General features: G+C 60.7%; 27 protein-coding genes. 11 read left to right on the top strand and 16 right to left on the bottom strand.

All coding sequences use genetic code 11. The features are described from left to right. Window positions 1-28 precede the first annotated feature (28 nt). Complete coding sequence (locus K7H22_RS16075; RefSeq protein WP_230801899.1) at window positions 29-856, top strand: sulfotransferase domain-containing protein; 828 nt, start codon at window positions 29-31, stop codon at window positions 854-856. Continuing rightward, window positions 856-2,730, top strand: coding sequence for a rhamnan synthesis F family protein (locus K7H22_RS16070; RefSeq protein WP_230801898.1), 1,875 nt, complete (start codon window positions 856-858; stop codon window positions 2,728-2,730). The genes K7H22_RS16075 and K7H22_RS16070 overlap by 1 nt, the downstream gene beginning before the upstream one ends. Window positions 2,731-2,805: 75 nt before the next feature. On the opposite strand, the gene rpmE is transcribed toward K7H22_RS16070, so the two are convergent. The 10 genes from rpmE to ffh all read right to left on the bottom strand — a co-directional run bounded on the left by rpmE (window position 2,806) and on the right by ffh (window position 9,186). After that, window positions 2,806-3,027 carry a 50S ribosomal protein L31 gene (gene rpmE, locus K7H22_RS16065; protein ID WP_230801897.1) on the bottom strand — a complete coding sequence of 74 codons (222 nt, stop codon included), beginning with the start codon at window positions 3,025-3,027 and terminating at the stop codon, window positions 2,806-2,808. An 11-nt stretch (window positions 3,028-3,038) separates the two neighbouring features. After that, window positions 3,039-3,422, bottom strand: coding sequence for a 50S ribosomal protein L19 (rplS, locus tag K7H22_RS16060; protein WP_230801896.1), 384 nt, complete (start codon window positions 3,420-3,422; stop codon window positions 3,039-3,041). A gap of 255 nt (window positions 3,423-3,677) precedes the next feature. Continuing rightward, window positions 3,678-4,508 (bottom strand): tRNA (guanosine(37)-N1)-methyltransferase TrmD, encoded by an 831-nt coding sequence (gene trmD, locus K7H22_RS16055; protein WP_230801895.1) that lies wholly within the window; start codon window positions 4,506-4,508, stop codon window positions 3,678-3,680. Between the two features lie 75 nt (window positions 4,509-4,583). Beyond that, window positions 4,584-5,087 carry a ribosome maturation factor RimM gene (gene rimM, locus K7H22_RS16050; protein WP_230801894.1) on the bottom strand — a complete coding sequence of 168 codons (504 nt, stop codon included), beginning with the start codon at window positions 5,085-5,087 and terminating at the stop codon, window positions 4,584-4,586. A gap of 84 nt (window positions 5,088-5,171) precedes the next feature. Continuing rightward, on the bottom strand, window positions 5,172-5,801 hold the full coding sequence (bluB, locus tag K7H22_RS16045) for a 5,6-dimethylbenzimidazole synthase (protein ID WP_230801893.1): 630 nt from the start codon (window positions 5,799-5,801) through the stop codon (window positions 5,172-5,174). 16 nt (window positions 5,802-5,817) lie between these two features. Then, the gene (rpsP, locus tag K7H22_RS16040; protein WP_230801892.1) at window positions 5,818-6,231 is read right to left on the bottom strand and encodes a 30S ribosomal protein S16; all 414 of its coding nucleotides are present in this window, start codon (window positions 6,229-6,231) and stop codon (window positions 5,818-5,820) included. Window positions 6,232-6,288: 57 nt separating this feature from the next. Then, window positions 6,289-6,588, bottom strand: a complete 300-nt coding sequence (locus K7H22_RS16035; protein WP_230801891.1) for a chorismate mutase — start codon at window positions 6,586-6,588, stop codon at window positions 6,289-6,291. Continuing rightward, window positions 6,585-7,106, bottom strand: coding sequence for a GNAT family N-acetyltransferase (locus K7H22_RS16030; RefSeq protein WP_230801890.1), 522 nt, complete (start codon window positions 7,104-7,106; stop codon window positions 6,585-6,587). Before K7H22_RS16030 ends, K7H22_RS16035 begins: the two co-directional genes overlap by 4 nt. After that, window positions 7,103-7,678 carry a GNAT family N-acetyltransferase gene (locus K7H22_RS16025; RefSeq protein WP_230801889.1) on the bottom strand — a complete coding sequence of 192 codons (576 nt, stop codon included), beginning with the start codon at window positions 7,676-7,678 and terminating at the stop codon, window positions 7,103-7,105. Before K7H22_RS16025 ends, K7H22_RS16030 begins: the two co-directional genes overlap by 4 nt. Continuing rightward, the gene (gene ffh / locus K7H22_RS16020) at window positions 7,678-9,186 is read right to left on the bottom strand and encodes a signal recognition particle protein (RefSeq protein WP_230801888.1); all 1,509 of its coding nucleotides are present in this window, start codon (window positions 9,184-9,186) and stop codon (window positions 7,678-7,680) included. Before ffh ends, K7H22_RS16025 begins: the two co-directional genes overlap by 1 nt. 328 nt (window positions 9,187-9,514) lie before the next feature. Here ffh and K7H22_RS16015 point away from each other — a divergent pair, with 328 nt between their 5' ends. Beyond that, window positions 9,515-10,435 (top strand): LysR family transcriptional regulator, encoded by a 921-nt coding sequence (locus K7H22_RS16015; RefSeq protein WP_230801971.1) that lies wholly within the window; start codon window positions 9,515-9,517, stop codon window positions 10,433-10,435. Continuing rightward, window positions 10,432-11,343, top strand: a complete 912-nt coding sequence (locus K7H22_RS16010) for a DMT family transporter (protein WP_230801887.1) — start codon at window positions 10,432-10,434, stop codon at window positions 11,341-11,343. The genes K7H22_RS16015 and K7H22_RS16010 overlap by 4 nt, the downstream gene beginning before the upstream one ends. Here K7H22_RS16010 and K7H22_RS16005 read toward each other — a convergent pair. Further along, complete coding sequence (locus K7H22_RS16005) at window positions 11,331-11,693, bottom strand: ArsR/SmtB family transcription factor (RefSeq protein ID WP_230801886.1); 363 nt, start codon at window positions 11,691-11,693, stop codon at window positions 11,331-11,333. The genes K7H22_RS16010 and K7H22_RS16005 overlap by 13 nt on opposite strands. Window positions 11,694-11,923: 230 nt before the next feature. On the opposite strand from K7H22_RS16005, the gene K7H22_RS16000 reads away from it, so the two are divergent. From K7H22_RS16000 to K7H22_RS15980, 5 genes are all read left to right on the top strand, one after another. Beyond that, window positions 11,924-12,259, top strand: coding sequence for an AtpZ/AtpI family protein (locus tag K7H22_RS16000; RefSeq protein WP_230801885.1), 336 nt, complete (start codon window positions 11,924-11,926; stop codon window positions 12,257-12,259). A 17-nt stretch (window positions 12,260-12,276) separates the two neighbouring features. Continuing rightward, window positions 12,277-13,029, top strand: coding sequence for a F0F1 ATP synthase subunit A (locus K7H22_RS15995; RefSeq protein WP_230801884.1), 753 nt, complete (start codon window positions 12,277-12,279; stop codon window positions 13,027-13,029). A 43-nt stretch (window positions 13,030-13,072) separates the two neighbouring features. After that, the gene (locus tag K7H22_RS15990; RefSeq protein WP_230801883.1) at window positions 13,073-13,309 is read left to right on the top strand and encodes a F0F1 ATP synthase subunit C; all 237 of its coding nucleotides are present in this window, start codon (window positions 13,073-13,075) and stop codon (window positions 13,307-13,309) included. Window positions 13,310-13,392: 83 nt separating this feature from the next. Then, window positions 13,393-13,914 (top strand): F0F1 ATP synthase subunit B', encoded by a 522-nt coding sequence (locus tag K7H22_RS15985; RefSeq protein WP_230801882.1) that lies wholly within the window; start codon window positions 13,393-13,395, stop codon window positions 13,912-13,914. Window positions 13,915-13,919: 5 nt separating this feature from the next. Continuing rightward, window positions 13,920-14,483: a F0F1 ATP synthase subunit B gene (locus K7H22_RS15980; protein WP_230801881.1), complete on the top strand. Its 564-nt coding sequence runs from the start codon at window positions 13,920-13,922 to the stop codon at window positions 14,481-14,483. A gap of 105 nt (window positions 14,484-14,588) precedes the next feature. On the opposite strand, the gene K7H22_RS15975 is transcribed toward K7H22_RS15980, so the two are convergent. The 3 genes from K7H22_RS15975 to K7H22_RS15965 all read right to left on the bottom strand — a co-directional run bounded on the left by K7H22_RS15975 (window position 14,589) and on the right by K7H22_RS15965 (window position 16,527). After that, on the bottom strand, window positions 14,589-15,356 hold the full coding sequence (locus tag K7H22_RS15975; RefSeq protein WP_230801880.1) for a FadR/GntR family transcriptional regulator: 768 nt from the start codon (window positions 15,354-15,356) through the stop codon (window positions 14,589-14,591). A 74-nt stretch (window positions 15,357-15,430) separates the two neighbouring features. Continuing rightward, window positions 15,431-16,153: an LrgB family protein gene (locus K7H22_RS15970; RefSeq protein ID WP_230801879.1), complete on the bottom strand. Its 723-nt coding sequence runs from the start codon at window positions 16,151-16,153 to the stop codon at window positions 15,431-15,433. Next, window positions 16,150-16,527 (bottom strand): CidA/LrgA family protein, encoded by a 378-nt coding sequence (locus K7H22_RS15965; protein WP_230801878.1) that lies wholly within the window; start codon window positions 16,525-16,527, stop codon window positions 16,150-16,152. The genes K7H22_RS15970 and K7H22_RS15965 overlap by 4 nt, the downstream gene beginning before the upstream one ends. A 228-nt stretch (window positions 16,528-16,755) precedes the next feature. On the opposite strand from K7H22_RS15965, the gene K7H22_RS15960 reads away from it, so the two are divergent. Further along, window positions 16,756-17,013 carry a hypothetical protein gene (locus K7H22_RS15960; RefSeq protein ID WP_230801877.1) on the top strand — a complete coding sequence of 86 codons (258 nt, stop codon included), beginning with the start codon at window positions 16,756-16,758 and terminating at the stop codon, window positions 17,011-17,013. Window positions 17,014-17,015: 2 nt separating this feature from the next. Here K7H22_RS15960 and K7H22_RS15955 read toward each other — a convergent pair whose 3' ends face one another. Both K7H22_RS15955 and K7H22_RS15950 read right to left on the bottom strand, forming a co-directional pair. Further along, the gene (locus K7H22_RS15955) at window positions 17,016-17,489 is read right to left on the bottom strand and encodes a GNAT family N-acetyltransferase (RefSeq protein WP_330165859.1); all 474 of its coding nucleotides are present in this window, start codon (window positions 17,487-17,489) and stop codon (window positions 17,016-17,018) included. Next, window positions 17,482-17,943: a GNAT family N-acetyltransferase gene (locus K7H22_RS15950; protein ID WP_230801876.1), complete on the bottom strand. Its 462-nt coding sequence runs from the start codon at window positions 17,941-17,943 to the stop codon at window positions 17,482-17,484. Before K7H22_RS15950 ends, K7H22_RS15955 begins: the two co-directional genes overlap by 8 nt. Before the next feature lie 218 nt (window positions 17,944-18,161). Here K7H22_RS15950 and smc point away from each other — a divergent pair, with 218 nt between their 5' ends. Continuing rightward, window positions 18,162-21,617: a chromosome segregation protein SMC gene (gene smc / locus K7H22_RS15945; RefSeq protein WP_230801875.1), complete on the top strand. Its 3,456-nt coding sequence runs from the start codon at window positions 18,162-18,164 to the stop codon at window positions 21,615-21,617. The last annotated feature ends 7 nt before the right edge of the window (window positions 21,618-21,624 follow it).

The following is a 21,624-nucleotide window of genomic DNA, read 5'->3' as shown; positions in this document are numbered from 1 at the left end:
AAATATACCAGTGATGGGAGATCGACAGTTGCAAACGGCTTTGGAAAACCTGCAAGAGGCAGCACCCGCCATCTCAGGCCACCCAGCCTGTGATCAACTCGTCGGGCTTTATTCCTTCCCGAAAAGCGGCAATACGTGGCTACGGGCCATCATCATCGGCATTCTTGAGATTCCGCAACGTCGCGCTGTGCTTGCCAGCTACGTGCCTGACACCCATCTGGGCCAACCAATCGGGGAAATGCCCTGGCAGCACGCTGGCCAGACATGGTGTTGCTACAAGTCACACAACAAGACGCCCCTTGTCCAAGAAGGTGCGCGTAGTTTCCGGCCCGATAAGATCATCTATATTTATCGCCACCCGCTGGATGTTTTTCTGTCCTATCTGAATTACCTGTCGGGCAACGTGACGGGCCTGTCCGAAAAGGTTTGCGGCTTTGCCTTTGAACGGGTCGACGACATGACCCCGCAACAGATGGATCATCTTTTTCAACGGTTCACCCGCCACGCGACCTTTGACCCGCGCCCTGCAAATCCCTTTGGCAGTCTCTTCGAAAGTATAGACAATTTCAGGCATCTGCAGCAGGCGGGAAATGCTGTGCACATCCTGCGCTATGAAGATCTGATCGCGGATTTCGAAAGCTCGATAAGCAGTATTTACGAATTTCTGAATCTGCCGCAAAGAGCCGAGGATCCCGCGCGGGTGCAGCGATTGTCCGACGATTTGACGCGATGTGATGGAAAGTTCTTCTGGAAGCGAAAAACCGGTACGCATCGAGACTATCTTGATGCCGCGCAGATTGACGTCTTCTGTCAGACACATGCCAAGCATATGACTATGCTGGGTTATTCACGCTGATGGCGGTCAGTGCAGCCATCTATGTGATCCAGCACCGGACCGAAGGGGCTGCGCATGTCCGCCTTGCCCTAAATGAATTATTGACCATCGCGGACAGGGTCGTGATCGTGGCCCCCTCACAAGACAGGGCGTGTGTGGCGAAAGCTCTGGTCGATCTGTCAGCGCAACATCCGCTGGAGATCGTCACCTCAGACAGGGACGGATCGGTCCTGTCGGCCTATCGCGCTGGTCTGGCGGCGCTCACGGCGCAGGGTCCGGTCACCGGTCATGTGATCCTGACAGGCTATCATGCCTTTGGTCCGGTCTATCCCGATGGCTGGCGAAATCTGCCTGACGACGCCGATCTGTTCGCGGCCTATTGGCACCGCACGACGATGGACAGACGCCTGCAAGGGCGCGCAGGTCTGCCGGACAGGTTGCCCTATCTGGATTTTGCGGTCCTGTCGCCAGCGCTGGTCAATGATACGGAATCTAAAGTCTTTTGGGTCAACTTACCCGCTTTCCGTGACCATTGGGCAGAGGTCGAGCATGGATTGCTGCCGCTGGCCCGTTTCCTGCGACATGGCGGCTGGCGCACGGACTATGCCGTACCGGATGCCGCCCTAGGGACCGAAGACCCCCGTCATTTCGAGGTGGACAAGCTGGTGCATTTGCGCGCGCCCTGCCTGCCGGTGTCGGTCCTGACGCTGGACCCTCTGGTCCACGACCTGAACGCGATCAACCTGCGCGCCGCCCTGGATGGTTTGCGCCAGATCCATCCGGCACTGTATCGCGGGGTGATCGCGCTTGCGACAGCGCGCCTGCCGCTACGGTCATTCACGACCATTGCGGATCAATACGAGATACTGAACCCGCATTACCCTTCACGCAGAAAGACGTGGCGCTTTGGCCCTGTGGCTGTGTTCATTCACGCCTTCTACGCGCGGATGATGCCGGAGTTCTGGACGCAGATCCAAAAGCTGCCTCTTCCGGCCAAGCTGTTTGTGTCAACGGCAACCATCGCGGACAAAGCCGCCGTCGAGGAATTTCTGGACAGGAAGGGCTGGCCCCCAGCAGACCGGACCGTGCGCGTGGTGGAACAGAATCGCGGGCGTGACATGTCGGCATTGTTCATCACCTTCCGCGACATTGCTCTGTCGGACGAATTTGAAATCGGGTTGCGATTACACTCAAAACGCACGCCGCAACTCTCGCCACAGGTGGCGGACGGGTTCCGCAGCCATCTTTTCGACAATCTGCTTCCCTCCAGAAAGGCGGTTCGCCAGCTTCTGGACCGGTTGGAAGCAGAGCCTGATATCGGCCTGATCATCCCGCCGGTGATCCATGTCGGGTTGGGCACATTGGGCCATGCGTGGTTTTCGAACCGGGCAACTGTCCAGCAATTGTGTCATCGCATGGGGTTTGGCGTCCCGCTTGATGCCGATACGCCAGTGGCACCTTATGGCACGATGTTCTGGTTCAGAATGGCGGCGCTACGTCCGATGTTTGAATGGCCTTGGGATTGGAGCGACTACAACGCGGAGCCGCATCATGTCGATGGTGGGCTTGCCCATGTGCAGGAGCGAATGATCGGCTATGCCGTGCAGGCACGGGGGTTTCGCGTGCTGTCGGTCATGTCGCCGGAACTGGCCGCGCGCAATTATGCGCGGCTGGAATACAAGATGCAGCTTTTCGCAGGGCGACTAGCCTCGCATCATGTGCTGGACCAGATGGCTGAACTGGGCCGCCGCGCGGATAGCGCGAACGGGCGACTTGATCGCGGGCTGCGCGTCATCTACGGGCGGATCATAGGGCGGTTTCCGGCGATGCGGACTGTTCTGAAACCCATGGCCTTGCGTGTATCGGTTCTGTTGAACCCGCAATACCGGCGGTGAACCTGCAACGGGATGCGGGAATAAAAAATGCCGCCCCGAAGGACGGCATTTCCCGAATGAAAACGTGTATCAGCTTTAGAAGCCGAGACCTGCGTATTTGTTCTTGAACTTCGATACGCGCCCGCCTGCATCCAGCAGACGCGACGAGCCGCCGGTCCATGCAGGGTGGACGGTGGGGTCGATATCCAGCGACAGCGTGTCGCCTTCCTTGCCCCATGTCGAATTCATCTGGAAGATCGTGCCGTCGGTCATTTTGACGTTGATCAGGTGATAATCGGGGTGGATGTCTTTTTTCATCGTGCCGATCCTTATGCTTCTGCGCCAGCGGCGGGCTTGTAGTTGGCAACCTCTGCGATACGTGCCGATTTACCGCGACGGGCGCGCAGGTAATACAGTTTCGCGCGACGCACACGGCCACGACGGACCACGGTAATGCTGTCGATATTGGTCGAATAGAGCGGGAACACACGTTCCACGCCTTCGCCAAAGGAAATCTTGCGGACCGTGAAAGACCCGGCAATACCTTTGCCGTTCTTGCGGCTGATGCAGACGCCTTCGTAGTTCTGAACGCGGCTACGGGTGCCTTCGGTCACTTTGTAACCGACGCGAATGGTATCGCCGGCCTTGAAATCGGGAATGGACTTCCCGAGAGAGGCGATCTGTTCCGCCTCGATCTGTGCGATCAGGTTCATCGCTTTGCTCCTATCTGCTTGCGGTTTGTTCCGCAAAGTTTGCCACAACCCAAGAGCTCTCGGTCTTCAACCGGGTCCGCATATGCGCCCGCCAGAGTTCAGGTCGTCGTTCCTTGGTTCTGCGTCAAACCCCGTGATGGTGCCGAAGAAGGCAACCGGAATAACAGACGGCAGGTCCGATAGACTCAATCAAGTCCCAGACCCGCCGCTCTTACCCGCCGCCATACTGCTTTGCAAGAACCGAATAGGCAGCAGTCAGGCGGGTTTTTCGCCTTTTTTTGCGCTATGCGCCTGCCAAAGGTCAGCGCGCCGCGTTTGCGTGATCGCCTCGGATTGCTGACGCCGCCATTGCGCGATTTTCGCGTGATTGCCGGACAGCAGAATCTCGGGGATTACGCGCCCGCGCCATTCGGCGGGCCGCGTATATTGCGGATGCTCCAGCAACCCGTCTGAAAAACTTTCTTCCTCGGTCGAGGCGGCGTTTCCAAGCACACCGGGCAACAGGCGCACTGTGGCATCAATCAGGGCCATCGCCGCGATTTCGCCGCCTGTCATGACAAAATCGCCAAGGCTGACTTCTTGGATCGCATATTCCTCAAGCACGCGCTCGTCCACGCCCTCGAACCGGCCGCAAAGCAGGGTCATCCCATCCGAAGCTGCCAACCGCTGCATCATCGCCTGATCCATCGGTGTGCCGCGCGGGCTGAGATAGATGACCGGCCAGCGTCCTCGCGCGCCCTGTGCGGCCGCATCCAGCGCATGGCCCAGAACATCGGGGCGCATCACCATGCCGGCACCGCCGCCTGCAGGCGTATCATCGACATTGCGATGCTTGCCCTCGCCAAAGGTCCGAAGATCGATGGCTTCAAGCGACCAGCGCCCCTCGGACAGGGCTTTGCCGGTCAGGCTTTCACCCAGAACGCCGGGAAAGGCTTGCGGCAGCAAGGTGATCACCTGCACCCGCCATGCCCCCGCCAGTTGCGGGTTCTCGGTCATCAACTCGCGCGGACGCAGCGTCGGGCTGATCGACTTGCGCCCATAGGATTTTTGCGGGACGGGGCCCTCTGGATCAGATGTCTGGGTCATGGGCTGGCTCTTAGCTGCTTTTTGAACCCTGCAAAAGATGCCAGATGCGGAAGGCTGGCCGTGACACCCCCCTGTCTAGAAAAGACCCAGAGGCGGGTCGGCAATCACGCGGCCCTGATCCAGATCGATCGTCGGCACCGCATCCAGCGTGAAGGGCAACAAAACGGTATCGGAGGCGCCCGGTACCTGCACTTCAAGAATGTCACCTGCACCGTGATTCAGAACCGCCTTGATCCGGCCAAGAACATTGCCACCTGTGTCCAGCACTTCAAGGCCGATCAGGTCTGCATGGTAATATTCGTCATCCGGCAAACCGGGCAAACGGTCGCGCGGGACGTAGAGTTTGACGCCCTTCAGCGCGTCGGCCTCTTCCTTGGTGGTGACTCCCGACAGCCGGACAAGAAGTCCGTTGGAAAGCTGGCTGGCCAGCGCCAGATCGAAACTGCGGCTTCCATCCTCGGTCACCAAGGGGGCATATTCGCCGATCGCCACAGGATCAGCGGTAAAGCTTTTCAAGCGCACTTCGCCGCGGACGCCGAAAGCCCCCGCAATGACCGCAACGCAGATCAGATCGCTCATCTTGTTTCTCGTCCTTGCTGGTCTGTAAAGACCCTGAGGGTGACCGTTTCGGGTCTATCACATAGCGCCGGATGGTCGAGCCTATCAACGGGTTTCAATGATCAATTCGCTGCGGCGGGTCTCCCAGCCCTTTGTTTCCAGTTCCGGCTCCAGACTATCCTGTTCCGGCCAGCCCACGCACAGATAGGCCACCAGACGCCAATCCTCCGGCACGGCCAGATCGCGCGACAGTTGCGCCGGATCAAGGATCGACACCCAGCCCACGCCCAAACCCTGCGCCCTTGCCATCAGCCAGAACTGCATGACCGATGCGACCACGGAATACCGCCGCATTTCAGGCATGGTGCCTGCGCCCAGCTTGTGACCGGTCTGGGTCGCCTCGTCGCAATATACCGCCAGTTGCACAGGGGCCTCGCGCATGCCGGACAGCTTCAACCCCGCATAGAGTGCTGCGCGGTCGCCCTGATATCTGCCCAGTGCCTGTGCGTTGCTGGCCTCGAAATTCGCGAGTGTCGCCGCGCGGGCCTGTGCGCTTTGCACCTGGATCAAGCGCCACGGTTGCGACAGGCCGACAGAAGGGGCCAGCAGAAATGCGTCGAGGCAATGCCGCAGCATTGCCTCGTCCACAGGATCGGTGCGAAAGCGCCGTACATCACGACGCCACCGCATCAGATCGGTCAATTGGTTCTGGAATGCCTTGTCGAACGTGTGCATCCCGTCCCCCCTTGGCTTACTCTTCGGCCGCAGTCTCTTCGACGGCGTCTTCCGCAGGTGCTTCGGCAGGTGCGGCAGCGGCTTCGGCAGCAGCAGCGGCTTTGGCGGTTTTTTCGTCAGCGCGTGCCTTGGCTTTCTTGCCTGGCTCGCCCTTCTTGGGGTTGTTACGCTCGGTCTTTGCGACAACGCCAGCGGCTTCCAGCATACGCGCCACACGGTCGGTGGTCTGTGCGCCTTCACCCAGCCAGTACTGAACGCGCTCGACATTCATTTTGACGCGCTCTTCGCTGTCTTTGGGCAGCAGCGGGTTGTAAGTGCCCAGTTTCTCGATGAAGCGGCCATCGCGGGGCATACGGCTGTCGGCAGCCACAATGCGATAGAAGGGGCGTTTTTTGCTGCCGCCACGGGCCAGACGGATTTTCATTGCCATGTCAGTATTCTCCTTTGGATGACTTGGTGTGACGGGCAGGCCCGCCAGATGGGTTTGTTATTGTTGCTGTTTCTTGTGGTGTTGGATGACTTCCTGAATGATGAACTGCAGGAAAGCCTTTGCGAATTCCGGATCAAGATCGGCGTCCCTTGCCAGCTCTTCCAGCCGCGCAATCTGGCGCGCCTCGCGATCAGGGTCGGAAGGGGGCAAGTCGTGCTGCGCCTTCAAACGCCCCACGGTCTGCGTGTGCTTGAACCGCTCGCCCAGAGTATAGACAAGGATCGCATCCAGCCGGTCGATGCTGGCACGATGCTCGCGCAGGATCTCTGCGGCGCGTTCTGCGGCAGTCTGAGTCATGCACACTCCTCTTGCTGGGGGTGACGATAGACATGGCAGGGTTTGCCCATGAACACGGTCTCGCGCTCGAACAAGGCGCCAAGACGTTCGGCAAGCTTGATCGAGCGGGAATTGCGCGGGTCGATATAGGAAATGACGCCATTCAGCCCGTAAGCGCGCACGCCCTGATCACGGGCTGCGCTGGCCGACTGAAAGGCAATCCCGCGCGCTTCAAAACCGTTCCAGACCTGCCAGCCCAGTTCCGGCTCGTCCCAGCCTTCCCGAAAGATGAACCCGCACATGCCCACGGGCTGCCGGTCCATATCGATGACCCACATGCCATAACCGCGCAGCGCCCAATGGCCGATATTGCCGGAAATCATCCGCCACGCGTCCACGCGCGGCAGCGGCCCGCCGACAAACATGCTGCGCTCGGTCGCGTAAAAGGCGGCCAGCGGTTCAAGATCGTTTTCCTGAATGGCGCGGAGCGACACATCGCCGGCCTTGATCGTCGGTATTTCGAAGGCAAACTGCGTCATGCGTATGCCTCCACCGATCCGTCGCCATCGTTGACCAGCGACGCGGGGCCGGGATGCCGGTATAGGATCTCTGCGCCCATATAGACATTCTGATAGGTCCGTTCAGCCCAAGCGCCCAGCCGTTCGGCCAGCGCGATCGAGCGGTCATTGCCCGGCACGATATTCGAGGTCAGCGTCATGAAACCAAGTTCGCTATAGGCCCAGTCCCGCGCGCGCTCTGCCGCTTCATAGGCGATCCCGCGTCCTTCGAAACCGTCGAACAGGGCCCAGCCAAGTTCAGGCTCGGGCCAACCGTCGGGGTTCCAGATGCCTGTGATCCCGGCCACTTCGCCGGTGTCGCGATCCTCTATCGTGAAATAGCCATAGCCGTGGATATGCCAGTGACCCACGTTCAGCCCGAACCAACGCCATGCGTCATGCCGGTTGTCATAAGCCCCGAATCCCGCCGCCCGCTCGCGATCTGTCAGAAACCCGATTAGCGGTTCGGCATCGCCATGCTCCGGCCCGCGCAGGATCAGGTTGCGCGACTCGAGCCTTGGGGCCTGTGTCAGGGAAGGGCGGGGGGCTTGCATCACTTCTTCTTTCCGAAGCCGCTTAACCCGCCGGGCAGCTTCATGCCGCCCATGCCACCCAGACTTGCCGGCAGCTTACCGCCCGTCATTGCCTTGGCCGCAGCCTCAAGAGCCTTGGGGTCCATCTGCGAGGGGTCCATGCCTTCCGGCGCGCCGCCTTTGCCCATCATGCCTTTCATGGCCTGCTTGAGCATGCCGCCTTTACCCATCTTGCCCATCTTTTTCATCATGTCCGCCATCTGGCGGTGCATCTTTAGCAATTTGTTCAGATCCGACACATCCAGGCCGGCACCGCCCGCAATCCGCTTCTTACGGCTGGCTTGCAGCAAGGCCGGATTGGCGCGTTCCTTTTTCGTCATCGACTGGATCAGCGCGATCTGCTGTTTGAGGATACGGTCATCGAAGCCGGATTCCTTCACTTGAGCGGCCATTTTGCCCATGCCGGGCATCATGCCCATGATGGATTCCATGCCACCCATCTTCATCATCTGTTCAAGCTGCATCCGCAGGTCGTTCATATTGAACTGACCCTTCTGGAAGCGCTTCATCATCCGCTCGGCCTGTTCGGCCTCGATGGTTTCCTGCGCCTTCTCGACCAGCGCGACGATGTCGCCCATGCCAAGGATACGGCCCGCGATCCGCTGCGGCTCGAAGGTCTCAAGCGCGTCCATCTTTTCGCCCAGACCGACGAAGCGGATGGGTTTGCCGGTGACGGCCCGCATCGACAGCGCCGCGCCGCCGCGCCCGTCGCCGTCCATCCGCGTGAGGATCACGCCGGAAATTCCGACCTTGGCGTCAAATTCCTCGGCCACTTCGACAGCGACCTGACCTGTCAGACCGTCAACGACAAGCAGAGTTTCGCGCGGCTTGACCGCGTCGCGCACATCCTCGACTTCCTGCATCAGGGTCTGGTCGATCTGCAACCGGCCAGCGGTATCCAGCAGATAGACGTCATACCCGCCAAGGCTGGCTTGCGTCTTGGCGCGCTTGGCGATCTGCACGGCGGTTTCGCCCGCGACGATGGGCAGGGTATCGACACCGATCTGCTGACCCAGGATTTGCAACTGCTGCATCGCGGCGGGGCGGTAGATATCAAGCGAGGCCATCAGCACCCGTTTGCCCTCGCGGTCCTTCAACCGTTTGGCCAGCTTGCCTGTGGTCGTTGTCTTGCCCGAGCCTTGCAGACCGACCATCAGGATCGGGGCAGGCGGGTTGTCAATCTTGAGCGCACCGGGATCTTCCGAACCGGTCAGAACATCCACCAGCGCATCATGCACGATCTTGACGACCTGCTGGCCCGGCGTAACCGATTTGGTCACCGCCTGTCCGGTCGCCTTGGTCTGGACCGCAGCCACGAAATCGCGCGCCACGGGTAGCGACACGTCAGCCTCAAGCAGGGCGACGCGCACCTCGCGCAGGGCAGTCTTGACGTCTTCGTCGGATAGCGCACCCTGACGGGTCAGCCGATCAAAGACACCTGAGAGGCGTTCGGACAGATTTTCAAACATCTAAACGGCTCCTTCGCCCGTTGCATTTGACACCTCAAATAAGAAGTGCCGCTCGTGTTGCCAATGTTCCCGCGAAGTTGACGTATAAAACCGGAACAGCCCCCGTGGGCGCAACGCGCTGACGGGGGGCGATCCCGGGCCAAGCCCTAGGGACCGGAAGTTCAACAGACCTCCGGAATTGCGCTGGCTTTAGGCCGCCTGTCGCAGCGAGTCAAGCCGTCCGCGCCATATCCGGCGGCTTTGGGCCTTGTCATTGATGGAAAACCCGCGTTTCTATCAGGTTGTGTTCGTGGATGCACAGAATGCGCCGCCCGGGGAGAACCGCCAGATGGATAATTGGGACGAGATCAGAACTGCCTATCACGTCGCCAGACTGGGGACTGTCAGCGGTGCGGCCGAAGTTCTGGGTGTCCACCATGCCACGGTTATCCGGCATATCGACGCTCTGGAGCAGCGGTTGGGCGTCAAACTGTTCCAGCGCCATCCGCGCGGCTATACCCCGACCGAAGCGGGAGAGGATCTGTTGCGGGTCGCGGCCACAACCGATGACCAGTTTGCGCAACTGGCTGGCCGCATCAAAGGGCGCGGTCAGGATGTGTCAGGCGAGTTGGTGATCACCTCGCTTGCAGGGCTGGAAGGGCTGATCCTGCCTGTACTGGCCGCGTTTCGGGCTGCCCATCCCGGCATTGTGCTGCGCTATCTGACAGGCGAACGTCTGTTCCGGCTGGAATACGGCGAGGCCCATGTGGCGATCCGCGCGGGTGCTGTCCCCGACCAGCCCGATAATGTGGTGCAGGCATTTACCAGCATGGCGCCTGCGCTTTACGCGGCGCCATCCTATGCAGACAGATACGGCATTCCCGACGGCCCCGAGGACTTTCCGCGACATTTCTTTGTCTCTAATGACGACAAGTCGAACCGTGCCCCGTTCAATCAATGGCTCTGGTCGAATATCCCGCAAGAGAATGTCATCTTCCGCAGCACGGATATGAGCGCATTGGAAATGGCCGTGCAGCGCGGAATGGGCATTGGCTTTCTCAGCCAATGGGAGGCTGACGCTCATCCCGAGTTGCTGGAGATCGCCCCCCCACGCAAGGAGTGGGAGGCCTCGCTCTGGCTGGTCACCCATGTCGATTTGCACCGCACCACCAAGGTGCAAACCTTCCTGTCCTTTCTGAAAGCACATGCCAAAGAGCAGGGCTGCGAGCGGGAAAATGAATCCCCACTCAAGGGTAGCGACAAGAAATGAGCGGGCAGGCGCGTGGTCACATTGCCATGCTTCTGTTCTCGGCTTTGGTCGCGGGGTCGTTTTCACTGGGCGTCATGGCGGCCAACTATATCGCGCCAGCCGCTCTGACAGCGCTACGCTTCTGGCTGGCGGCGGGCATAGTCGGTTCGGCCGCGCTGCTGACAACAGGCTTTCCCCGCCATGCGTTGCAGGCACCTTGGCGTTATCTGGTGCTGGGTGGCATGTTCGGGGTCTACTTTGTCCTGATGTTCGAGGGGCTGAAAACCGCGCAGGCGGTGTCGGCCTCGGCTGTGTTCACGCTGACGCCGGTGATTGCCGGTCTGGCAGGATGGGTGCTGCTGCGTCAGGTGACAACGCCGCGCATGGTGCTGGCTTTGACAATCGGTGCCGCAGGGGCTGTCTGGGTGATCTTTCGGGCTGACCTTGCTGCATTGGCAAGGTTCCAGATCGGGCGGGGCGAGGCGATTTTCTTTTTCGGGTGTATCGCGCATGCCGTCTATACTCCGATGGTCCGCAAGCTCAACAGGGGCGAACCTGCAGTGGTGTTCACTTTCGGCATGCTGATCGGAGGCGGCCTGCTGGTCACGCTCTGGGGGTGGCAGGACTTGCGCGCCACCGATTGGGCGAACTTGCCGCCGATTGTCTGGATTACCTTGGCCTATGTGTCTGTCTTCGCCAGTGCAGCGACATTCGTGCTGTTGCAATATGCCACCATGCACCTGCCCTCGGCCAAGGTGATGGCTTACACCTATCTGACGCCCAGTTGGGTGATCGCGCTGGAATTTGCCCTTGGTAACGGGCTGCCCACGCCTTGGGTGCTTGGCGGGGTGGCATTGACGGTCGTTGCCCTGCTTCTGTTGCTGCGTGACGATGATGCAAGGACCGCTGTCGTCCCTCAGTCGCCCTGACGGGCGGTTTCGGATGGCGCGGTGGGCGCACCCCGCAATTCCGCTTCCAGAAAGCGCTCGAACGCGTCCAGATTGACCGGTTCGAACTGGCCGAAGCCTTGCATCCAGATACTGGCCGCGCGCATGGCGTCCGGTTCCAGCTTGCACCATTTCACGCGGCCCCGTTTCTCCTGCGTGATCAACCCAGCACCGGCCAGAATGGCTAGATGCTTGGATATCCCGGCAAGGCTCATCTCGAAGGGCTCGGCCACATCTGTCACGGCCATATCATCCTCCAGCAGCATCGACAGGATCGTGCGACGGGTCGGATCGGCTAAAGCGGCAAAGACAGTATCAAGCTGATCGGTCATACCGCCATTAAGCCTGCGTCCCGTCAATCGTCAACCGGATGGTTGAATATACTCTCACGCCCCTCTGCCTGCCAACTGGCGCTCAAGCAGAACCGACCTTCCGTTTCAGCGAGTCAAAAAAACACAATATAACAGAAGGTTAAGCCTATTGCGGCGCTGCGGCATGCGAGCTTGACTCACAGCGTCGCTGCGCTTAGCAATGCGCCAACCATCCGAGGGGGTATTCCGGCGTGACGGGTCCTGACCAGCAACGGCAACTGGCCGAGCTTGAGGCAAGGATTGCGGCGGCGAAAGCGGCTCAAGCGCCGAAGCCCCGTGTGGATGAGCACTATTCCCAAGCCAATCTGGCATGGCGCATGGTGATCGAACTCGTGGCCGGTCTGGGGATCGGTTTCGGCATCGGATACGGGCTGGACAGCCTATTCGGGACGATCCCGATATTTCTGGTGCTCTTTACATTGCTGGGCCTTGCGGCGGGGATCAAGACGATGCTCCGCTCTGCACAAGAGGCGCAGAAGAAACAGCAGGCCGATGAGGCCGATAAGACAGGCGCCCCCCGGGGCTGACGGCAAGAGGGCAAGTCATGGCGACGGATGCAAGCACAGGAACCGGTCTCGTTTTCGATCCGATGGCCCAGTTCATGGTCAAACCGCTCTTCGGCGGCGATGTTGTCAACTGGTACACGCCCACAAACGTCACGCTCTGGATGGTCATTGCCGTCCTCGGGATCAGCGCCATGCTGGTGATGGGGACATCCCGTCGCGCGGTTATCCCGACGCGTAGCCAGTCGATAGGCGAGCTTGCCTACGGCTTTGTCTACAAGATGGTCGAGGATGTGACCGGCAAGGACGGTCTGAAATATTTCCCCTACATTATGACGCTGTTTATGTTCGTGCTTTTCTCGAACTTCCTTGGTCTGCTGCCGATGGCCTTCACCACGACAAGCCATATTGCCGTAACCGGCGTTCTGGCGATGGCGGTGTTTCTGGCAGTCACGATCCTTGGTTTTGTCAAGAACGGCCCTGCTTTTCTGGGCATGTTCTGGGTCACAAGCGCGCCGCTGGCGCTGCGCCCGATCCTCGCTCTGATCGAAGTGATCAGCTACTTCGTGCGCCCCGTCAGCCACTCTATCCGTCTTGCAGGCAACATGACCGCCGGCCACGCGGTGGTAAAGGTTTTCGCAGCCTTTGCCGGTCTGGTCGCTCTGTCGCCGCTGGCCATTCTGGGCGTTGTCGCCATGTACGGCCTCGAAATTTTGGTCTGCTTTATTCAGGCCTACGTGTTCACCATCCTGACCTGCGTCTATCTCAAGGACGCGCTTCATCCCCACCACTAAGGTCCGGATCAATCCAGCCATTCCAACCAAGGAGAGACTTCAAATGGAAGGCGATATCGCAGAAATGGGCAAGTTCATCGGCGCCGGCATCTCGGCTCTGGGCATGGGCCTTGCCGCCCTCGGTGTGGGCAACGTTGCCGGCAACTTCCTCGCGGGCGCATTGCGCAACCCGTCGGCAGCCGCCGGTCAGACTGCCACGCTGTTCATCGGCATCGCATTCGCAGAAGCATTGGGGATTTTCTCGTTCCTCGTCGCTCTGCTGCTGATGTTCGCTGTCTAAGCCTTTCGGAACGTAGACACGCGTGCGGATGGGCCTGACGGGTCCATCCGCTCTACCACCTCCGTTTCCCGAGGGAGCACGACATGGCAACCGCAACGCAAGGCGCAGCATCTGCCCCCGGCATGCCGCAGCTGGACTTTTCGACTTTCGGCAACCAGATTTTCTGGCTGCTGGTCACGTTGGTCGTGATCTATATGATCCTGTCCCGTGTCGCCCTGCCGCGCATTGGCGCTGTTCTGGCGGAACGTCAGGGCACAATTACGAATGACATTGCCGCCGCCGAAAACCTCAGGGCCAAGGCTGTTGAGGCTGAAGCGGCCTATAACAAGGCGCTGGCCGATGCCCGCGTCGAGGCGAACCGTATCATCGCTGAAACCAAAGCCGAAATTCAGGCCGATCTGGACAAGGCAATCGCCAAGGCGGATGCCCAGATCGCGGCCAAGACAGCCGAAGGCGAGAAAGCGATCGCAGAGATCCGCGAATCCGCGCTTGAAAACGTCACGGCCGTGGCCAAGGATACTGCGAAAGAGATCGTTATCGCCATGGGTGGCAATGCGGATGCACGCAGCGTCAATGCCGCTGTGACAGCACGGATGAAAGGATAACACGGATGCGTAAACTTATCCTTTTCCCCGCGGTTCTGGCGCTGACCTCCGGTCCTGCGCTGGCGGCCGAAGGGCCGTTCTTCTCGCTGGGTAACACCGATTTCGTTGTGCTCGTGTCCTTTATCGTCTTCATCGGCATCCTGTTCTATTTCAAGGTGCCGACGCTGATCGGTGGTCTGCTCGACAAGCGCGCAATCGCGATCCGCAGTGAACTCGACGAGGCGCGCGCGTTGCGTGAAGAAGCGCAGTCGCTGCTGGCCTCTTATGAGCGCAAGCAGAAAGAGGTTCAGGAGCAGGCGGACCGCATCGTGGCGCAAGCACGCGACGAGGCTGCTGCCGTTGCAACGCAGGCCAAAGCCGATCTGGAGAAATCTATCGGTCGCAGAATTGCAGCTGCTGAAGACCAGATTGCATCGGCCGAGGCTGCTGCAATCAAGGAAGTCCGCGACCGTGCGGTTGTCATCGCGATCGGTGCTGCACGCGATGTGATCGCCAAGCAGATGACTGCTGCTGACGGCAACAAACTGATCGACGACGGCATCGACGTCGTAGACGCCAAGCTGCATTGATCAGAAGAAAATCGATGTAGAAAAACCCCGCATCCTGCGATGCGGGGTTTTCCATATCCAGTGGGCGTTTTTCTGGCGTTTCCGTGAAAACCGATACCTACCTACCTACCTGCGCTGCTCATGCTCATAGCGCTGGCGCGCGATCGCCTCGTGACGCTCGGCTTTCTTCTGCTCTGTCAGGGCTTGTTCGACAAAGTTCAGATGATCCTCGACGGCGCCCCGTGCAGCCTTGGGATCACGCGCCTGTATTGCTTCGTTGATGGCGCGGTGTTGCTCAAGCAGCGTATCGCGCGTGCTGCGCTGGCGGAACATGATCTGCCGGTTATAGAACACGCCTTCCCGCAGCAGATCATACATTGACCGCATCATGTGCAGCATGATCACGTTATGGCTGGCTTCGATAATCGACAGATGGAAATCCGCATCCAGAAGCGCCTCGTCCGCAGGGTCACGTTTGGCATGGGCCGCGATCATCTTGTCCAGAATAGTCTGGATCACGCGCAAATCGGTATCCGAGGCGAGCCGCGCGGCGCGTTCTGCGGCCAGCCCCTCCATATCGCGGCGAAAAGCGATGTAGTCGAAGACAGCTTCGTCATGCGCCGAGAATAGCCGGATCAGCGCAGGGGAAAAGGCACCGCCCAACACATCTGCAACGTATATGCCGGCACCTGCCTTGCTGGTCAGCAATCCTTTGCTTTGCAACTCGGCCACAGCTTCACGCAGCGAGGGACGGGAAATTCCCAGTCGCTCAGAAAGTTCCCGCTCGGACGGCAAACGCTCTCCCGGACGAAGGATGCCCCGCAGGATCAGTAATTCGATCTGATGGGTCACGGTGGTCGAGATCTTCTCGGGCTGGACCGACTGGAACGGCATGGAACCTCCATTCAATTGGTAAAATCATATGACCAGACAGCGGGGTCGACAACAGCTATTCAGCGTTGCGGGTTTCAGAGCATCAACGACACAAGATAGGGTGCGAGGATGGCTGTCAGCATCGCGTTAAGACCCATGCCGATCCCTGCAAAAGCCCCTGCCGTGTCATTTACCTGAAAAGCGCGTGCTGTGCCGATCCCGTGGGCCGCAACCCCAACGGCAAAGCCGCGCGCCCGCCAGTCCTTGATCCGCATCAGCCGCATCAGCGGCGTGACAATAACAGCACCGATGATGCCGGTCAGGATCACGAGTGCCGCCGTCAGTGTCGGCAAGCCACCGATCTGTTCGGCAATACCGATCGCCACAGGGGCGGTGGTGGATTTCGGGGCCAGCGACAGCCACACCGGACCGTCAATCCCCAAGACGGTGGCAATGCCAAGCGCGGATATGATGGCGGTGACCGAGCCTGCCATCAAGGCCGCCAGCATTGGCAGCAGGACGCGGCGTATTTGCGCGCGATTGGCATAAAGCGGCAGCGCAAGCGCGACGGTGGCCGGGCCAAGCATGAAATGCACAAACTGCGCGCCCTCGAAATAGGTGCTGTAGGGTGTCCGCGTCATCCAGAGCAAGGTGCCCAGCAGAAACATTGCCACCAGAACCGGATTGACCAGCGGGTTGCGGCCTGCGCGCCGCGACAGACCATCCCCGATCAGATAGGCGAAAAGTGTCGCCGTAAGCCACAATAGCGGCTCGCGGCTGAGGTAGGACCAGATCTCGGGAAAGGGAAGGGGCGTCATGACGAAGGCTCTTCCGGTGCGGGCGTGACGGTGTCGCCGCATAACTCGGCGATCACGACAAAGGTCAGCACGCTGGCGATCAGGGCCAGTGCGGTGCTGGTGACAAGCACCAGTAAAAGCGCGGGCCCCGCGCCGCCCAGAACATCCAGATGACTGATCACCCCGACACCGGCAGGCACGAACAGCAGCGAAAGATGTGCCAGAATACCCTGTGCCGTGGGCATGACCCTTGCAGCAAGCCGTGGGGCGACAAGGCAGGCAGCCAGCAGCAACGCCATCCCCAACACAGGACCCGGAACCGGCAGCCCCAGGCCGCGCGTCAGGCTTTCTCCGATCAACTGGCACACAAGCAAGATTGCAATGGGCAAGATCATCGCGGCGCTCCCCGGTTCAAATGGCGGATGCGGGCATATGTGCACAAGGCGGGCGGGCTTGCAAAAGGAAAGCAGGTTGCAAAGGCACCGTCGCGACGTAAGCCAGATCAGCGGAGCGACAGGTAGCCCACCTTTACCCGAAAATTAACCTTCTTCTGGCCAGATCGCCGAATGATGAGATTCTTTTTTCACCAAAGTAAACTGAACTTCAGTTTTTGGCTTGCAGCGATGGCTCTGTCAGCCTGCGATGGTCCAAGTCCGCATTTCATGGGGGTCGACCCTGTCAGGGTCGAGGTTGATGGCAGCGTGTTTGCCGTGCGCGTGAAAGGCAAGCTGGCCGAGGCTGTGCGAACCAATGTGCAATATGCACCCCGTATGGGGCCAATCGGCCCGCGGGCCGCTGAGGCGATGCGACAGGCCAGCGGTTGCGAGGTGCGCGAGATTCGCGGCGATCAGGCGTTGATACTGGGTATTCTCGAGTGCTGAAATCAAACCTGCATCTGGAAACTCAGCGATGTGGGCCGGTTAAATCCCGGATGGGCGGTTGTCCCCGTCATCTCGAATCCGAGCGCGGTAAAGGTTGCGTGGTTCTCGACCAGTTCCATGCGCGTCTGCAAACTGACCGAGGGCAAACCCAGCACCCGCGCCCTTGCGATCGCCAACTCGACCATCTTCCGCGCCAGCCCCTGCCCGCGCGCGGTCTGCGTCACCGCGAGCTTTCCAAGATAAAGCGTATCTGGGAGTGGCGTCAGAATCATGCAGGCCAATGGTCCTTCTGCCCCGTCGATCACCCACAATTCCGCGCGCGCTGCCGCGATCGCAAGATCTTCCGGTCCCATCCGGGTCAAGGACGAAGGCGGATTTATCCGTCCTTCCATGCTGGCGAAGGCAACGGTCAGCAGCGCGTGGAGCGGCCCCATATCCTCGGTCGGAGCCATGCGGCGGGGCATGCTGTCAGACAAGAGGTTTCTCCATGAAAACGCTGGTGTCGTTGGACCTGTAATCACCGAATGGCCCGCATAAAACAAAGCCGTGCGCGGTATAAAGTGCGATAGCGGCATCAAGTTTGTTGCCTGTCTCCAGCCGTAGCAAGGGCAGGCCGATATCGCGGGCCTCGTGCTCCAGCGCGTTCAACAGCAGTCGCGCTACACCCTGACCGCGTACCTCCGGTGCCACGAACATTGATTTCACCTCGCCATAGCCGGTTTTGCACGCCAGCGCGATGGTGCCGCAAATATTCAGATCCGCTTGGGCCACCAGAAACAGGACGTCCGGCACGCACAACTCCTCAATCGAGAGGTAGTGATTTTCCTCGGCGGGAAACAGGCTTTGCATCAAGGCGTGGCTGGCATCCAGCAATGCCATGGCCTCCGGCTCTTGCGGATTACCATGCCGCACGTTGATGGGCGTTTTCATGGGCATGCCTTAAGCATTTGTCAGTTGCATAGGCTGCGCCCTCTTGATGGAGGTGTCAACGCTGTGTTGATGCCTGTCGAGCGGCTTCTTGGTCGCAAGAATCGTCAATATATTGGGGATAACTCGGCGGTTTTCTCCATATCAGGTGTAAACGCGTTGACTCAGGGGCCTCAAGCAATCCAGATTCGTACAACTGCATGGAATCGGAAAGGGAACGGGTGCGTTTCTCCAAGCTCAGACTGACCGGATTCAAAAGCTTTGTCGATCCGACCGATCTTCTGATCAGGGACGGGCTGACAGGCGTGGTCGGTCCGAACGGCTGCGGCAAGTCCAACCTGCTTGAGGCGCTGCGCTGGGTCATGGGCGAAAACCGCGCCTCGGCGATGCGCGGCGGCGGGATGGAGGATGTGATCTTTGCCGGAGCATCCACGCGCCCGGCCCGCAATTTTGCCGAAGTGACGCTGGTTCTCGACAATGCCGAACGTCTTGCCCCTGCCGGTTTCAACGACAATGACGCGCTCGAGATCACGCGCCGCATTACACGTGATGCAGGAAGCGCCTATAAGGTCAACGCTAAGGATGTGCGCGCCCGCGATGTCCAGATGCTGTTTGCCGATGCCTCGACAGGCGCGCATTCGCCCGCCCTTGTCCGGCAGGGCCAGATCAGTGAACTGATCAACGCCAAACCCAAGAACCGCCGCCGTATCCTTGAGGAAGCAGCAGGTATCTCGGGTCTCTATCAGCGCCGCCATGAGGCCGAGTTGAAGCTGAACGCCGCAGAAGTGAACCTTGCACGGGTCGATGATGTGCTGGAGCAGCTTGCCAGCCAGTTGGCCCAGCTTGAAAGGCAGGCGCGGCAAGCGGCGCGCTATCGCGCCATCGGCGAGGAGTTGCGCCGGTCCGAGGGGCTTTTGCTCTATCGTCGCTGGAAAGAGGCCGACAGCGCCCGCGCTGCGGCGGACGATGATCTGCGCGCCCGCACGACTGCTGCGGGACAGGCGGAAGCCACGGCTCGGGCTGCCGGAAAGCAGCGCATTGCGCGCGACGATGCCCTGCCGCCCCTGCGCGAGGAAGAGGCGATTGCAAGCGCTGTGCTGCAACGGTTGCAAGTCCAACGCGACACCCTGACCGATCAGGAAACGCGCGCGCGCCAGACAATCGACACGCTGAAAAGCCGGATCGAGCAATTGACCCGCGATATCGAGCGCGAGTCCGGATTGAACCGCGATGCGGGCGAGACCATTGCGCGGCTGGAATGGGAAGCCCGCGAACTGGGCAAGGCTGGCGAAGGGCATGCAGAAAAGCTGGAGGCCGCCGCCGCCGCCGCGCGCGAAGCCGCCGAGGTGCTGCAACAGCGCGAGGCGGATTTGTCGCAACTGACCGAGGATGTGGCCCGCCTTGCTGCGCGCCACCAGTCGGCGCATCGTTTGCTTGAGGACAGCCTCAAGACGCGCGCGCGCTGCGAGGCCGAGGTTGTCCGCGCCCGCGAGGCTGTCGAGACATCAAAAGGCGCGCTCGAAAAGGCATCGCTTGCCTTCGAGGACGCGCGCGTGCAGGAAGCCGCCGCCGTCGATCTGGCCGCACGCGCGGATGAGACCCTGCTCGCCGCTGAGGCTGCCCGCGCCGAGACACAGGAACGCGAGGCCGATGTGCGCGCGGAACGCTCTGCCGCCGAGGGCGAGTTGAACGCCCTGCGCGCCGAGGTGACGGCGCTGGCCCGTCTGGTGCAGCGCGACACCGCCGAAGGTGGACAGATCATGGACCGCCTTCAGGTCGAACAAGGGTTCGAGAAGGCTTTGGGGGCGGCGCTGGCCGATGATTTGCGCGCGCCCGAAGTCGAAGCCGATGGCCCGACGGGCTGGACGCCTCTGCCCGCCTATGCCGATCCGCAGCCCCTGCCCAAAGGGGTCACGGCCCTGACCAATCATGTCTCGGTGCCCGATGTGCTGGCGCGGCGCATGGGGCAGATCGGCCTGATTGATCCCGATGACGGCCCGCGTTTCCAGTCTTTGCTGGAACCCGGTCAGCGCCTTGTCAGTCTTGAGGGCGATTTGTGGCGCTGGGACGGGTATCGCGCATGGGCCGAGGACGCACCCTCTGCTGCGGCCTTGCGCCTGCAACAGCTCAACCGGCTGGAAGAACTGAAACAGCAGATGGAGCGTGCGACGTCGCGCGCCGATGCGGCCCGCGCCGCGCATGAAAGTCTTGCCGCGCGTCTGGCGGCCCTGACCGAAGCCGATCAGGCCGCGCGCGGTGCCCGTCGTGCCGCCGATGCAAGGGTCAATGACGCGAACCGCGCGCTGAGCCGTGCCGAGGCTGATCGGAACCTTGCGGAATCGAAGCTGGAATCGCTTGGACTTGCCGTCAGCCGCCACGAGGAAGAGGCGATGTCGGCCCGCGCACAACTGCTGGAGGCCGAGCGCGCCGTGGCCGGTCTGGAGGATCTGGACAGCGCCCGCGCAGATATGGAAGGCCTGCGCGTGACGGTCGAGGCGGCGCGCATCACCATGATGACGCGCCGTTCGTCTCATGACGAGATCCGCCGCGAAGGCGAGGCGCGCACGCGCCGCTCTCAGGAAGTCACCAAGGAAGTCTCGGGCTGGCGGCACCGCCTGCAAACCGCCGAGACCCGCAGCACCGAACTGGTCGAGCGCAAGCAGACATCCGAGGCCGAGTTGAAAGAGGCGAGCGCCGCGCCCGAGGAAATCGCGGCCAAGCGGGCGGAGCTGTCCGATGCGATCAACACTGCCGAGGCGCGCCGCGCCCGCGCTGCCGATGTGCTGGCCGAGGGCGAAACAGCCCTGCGCGCATCGGAACAGGCCGAACGCGATGCCGAACGCGCGGCATCGGAAGCACGCGAGGCGCGTGCCCGCGCCGAGGCCCGCGCCGATGCTGCGCGTGAGACCGTGGCCTACGCCGCCGAACGGATCGCCGAGGATCAGGAAACAACGCCCGCGCAATTGCTGGAAACCCTTGGCGCCGACCCTGACGCGATGCCTGCCTCGGACGCGATCGAGGCGGATGTGAACCGCCTTAAACGTCAGCGCGATGCTTTGGGGGCAGTCAACCTGCGCGCCGAGGAAGACGCGGCAGAGGTGCAGACCGAGCATGACACGCTGGCGCGTGAGAAATCCGATCTGGAAGAGGCGATCAAGGCCCTGCGCTTGGGTATCGCCAGCCTGAACCGTGAGGGCCGCGAGCGTCTGTTGACCGCTTTCGAGCAGGTGAACAGCAATTTCGCGCTTCTTTTCAAGCATCTTTTCGGTGGTGGCGAGGCCGATCTGGTGCTGGTTGAATCCGATGACCCGCTTGAAGCAGGGCTGGAGATCATGTGCCAGCCGCCGGGCAAGAAACTTTCGACCCTCAGCCTGCTGTCAGGGGGCGAACAGACCCTGACGGCACTGGCCCTGATATTTGCGGTTTTTCTTGCCAACCCCGCGCCGATCTGCGTGCTCGACGAGGTGGACGCGCCGCTGGATGATGCCAACGTCACCCGCTTCTGCGATCTTCTGGACGAGATGTGCCGCCGCACCGATACACGCTTCCTGATCATCACCCACCATGCGGTCACAATGGCGCGGATGGACCGTCTTTTTGGTGTCACGATGCAGGAACAGGGGGTCAGCCAGCTTGTCTCGGTTGATCTGAAAAAAGCCGAAGCGATGGTGGCCTGACCGGCCA

The sequence above is a fragment of the Seohaeicola saemankumensis genome (genome assembly GCF_021021435.1).
Lineage (GTDB): Bacteria > Pseudomonadota > Alphaproteobacteria > Rhodobacterales > Rhodobacteraceae > Seohaeicola.
This window is presented reverse-complemented; position numbering and strand designations above follow the sequence as displayed.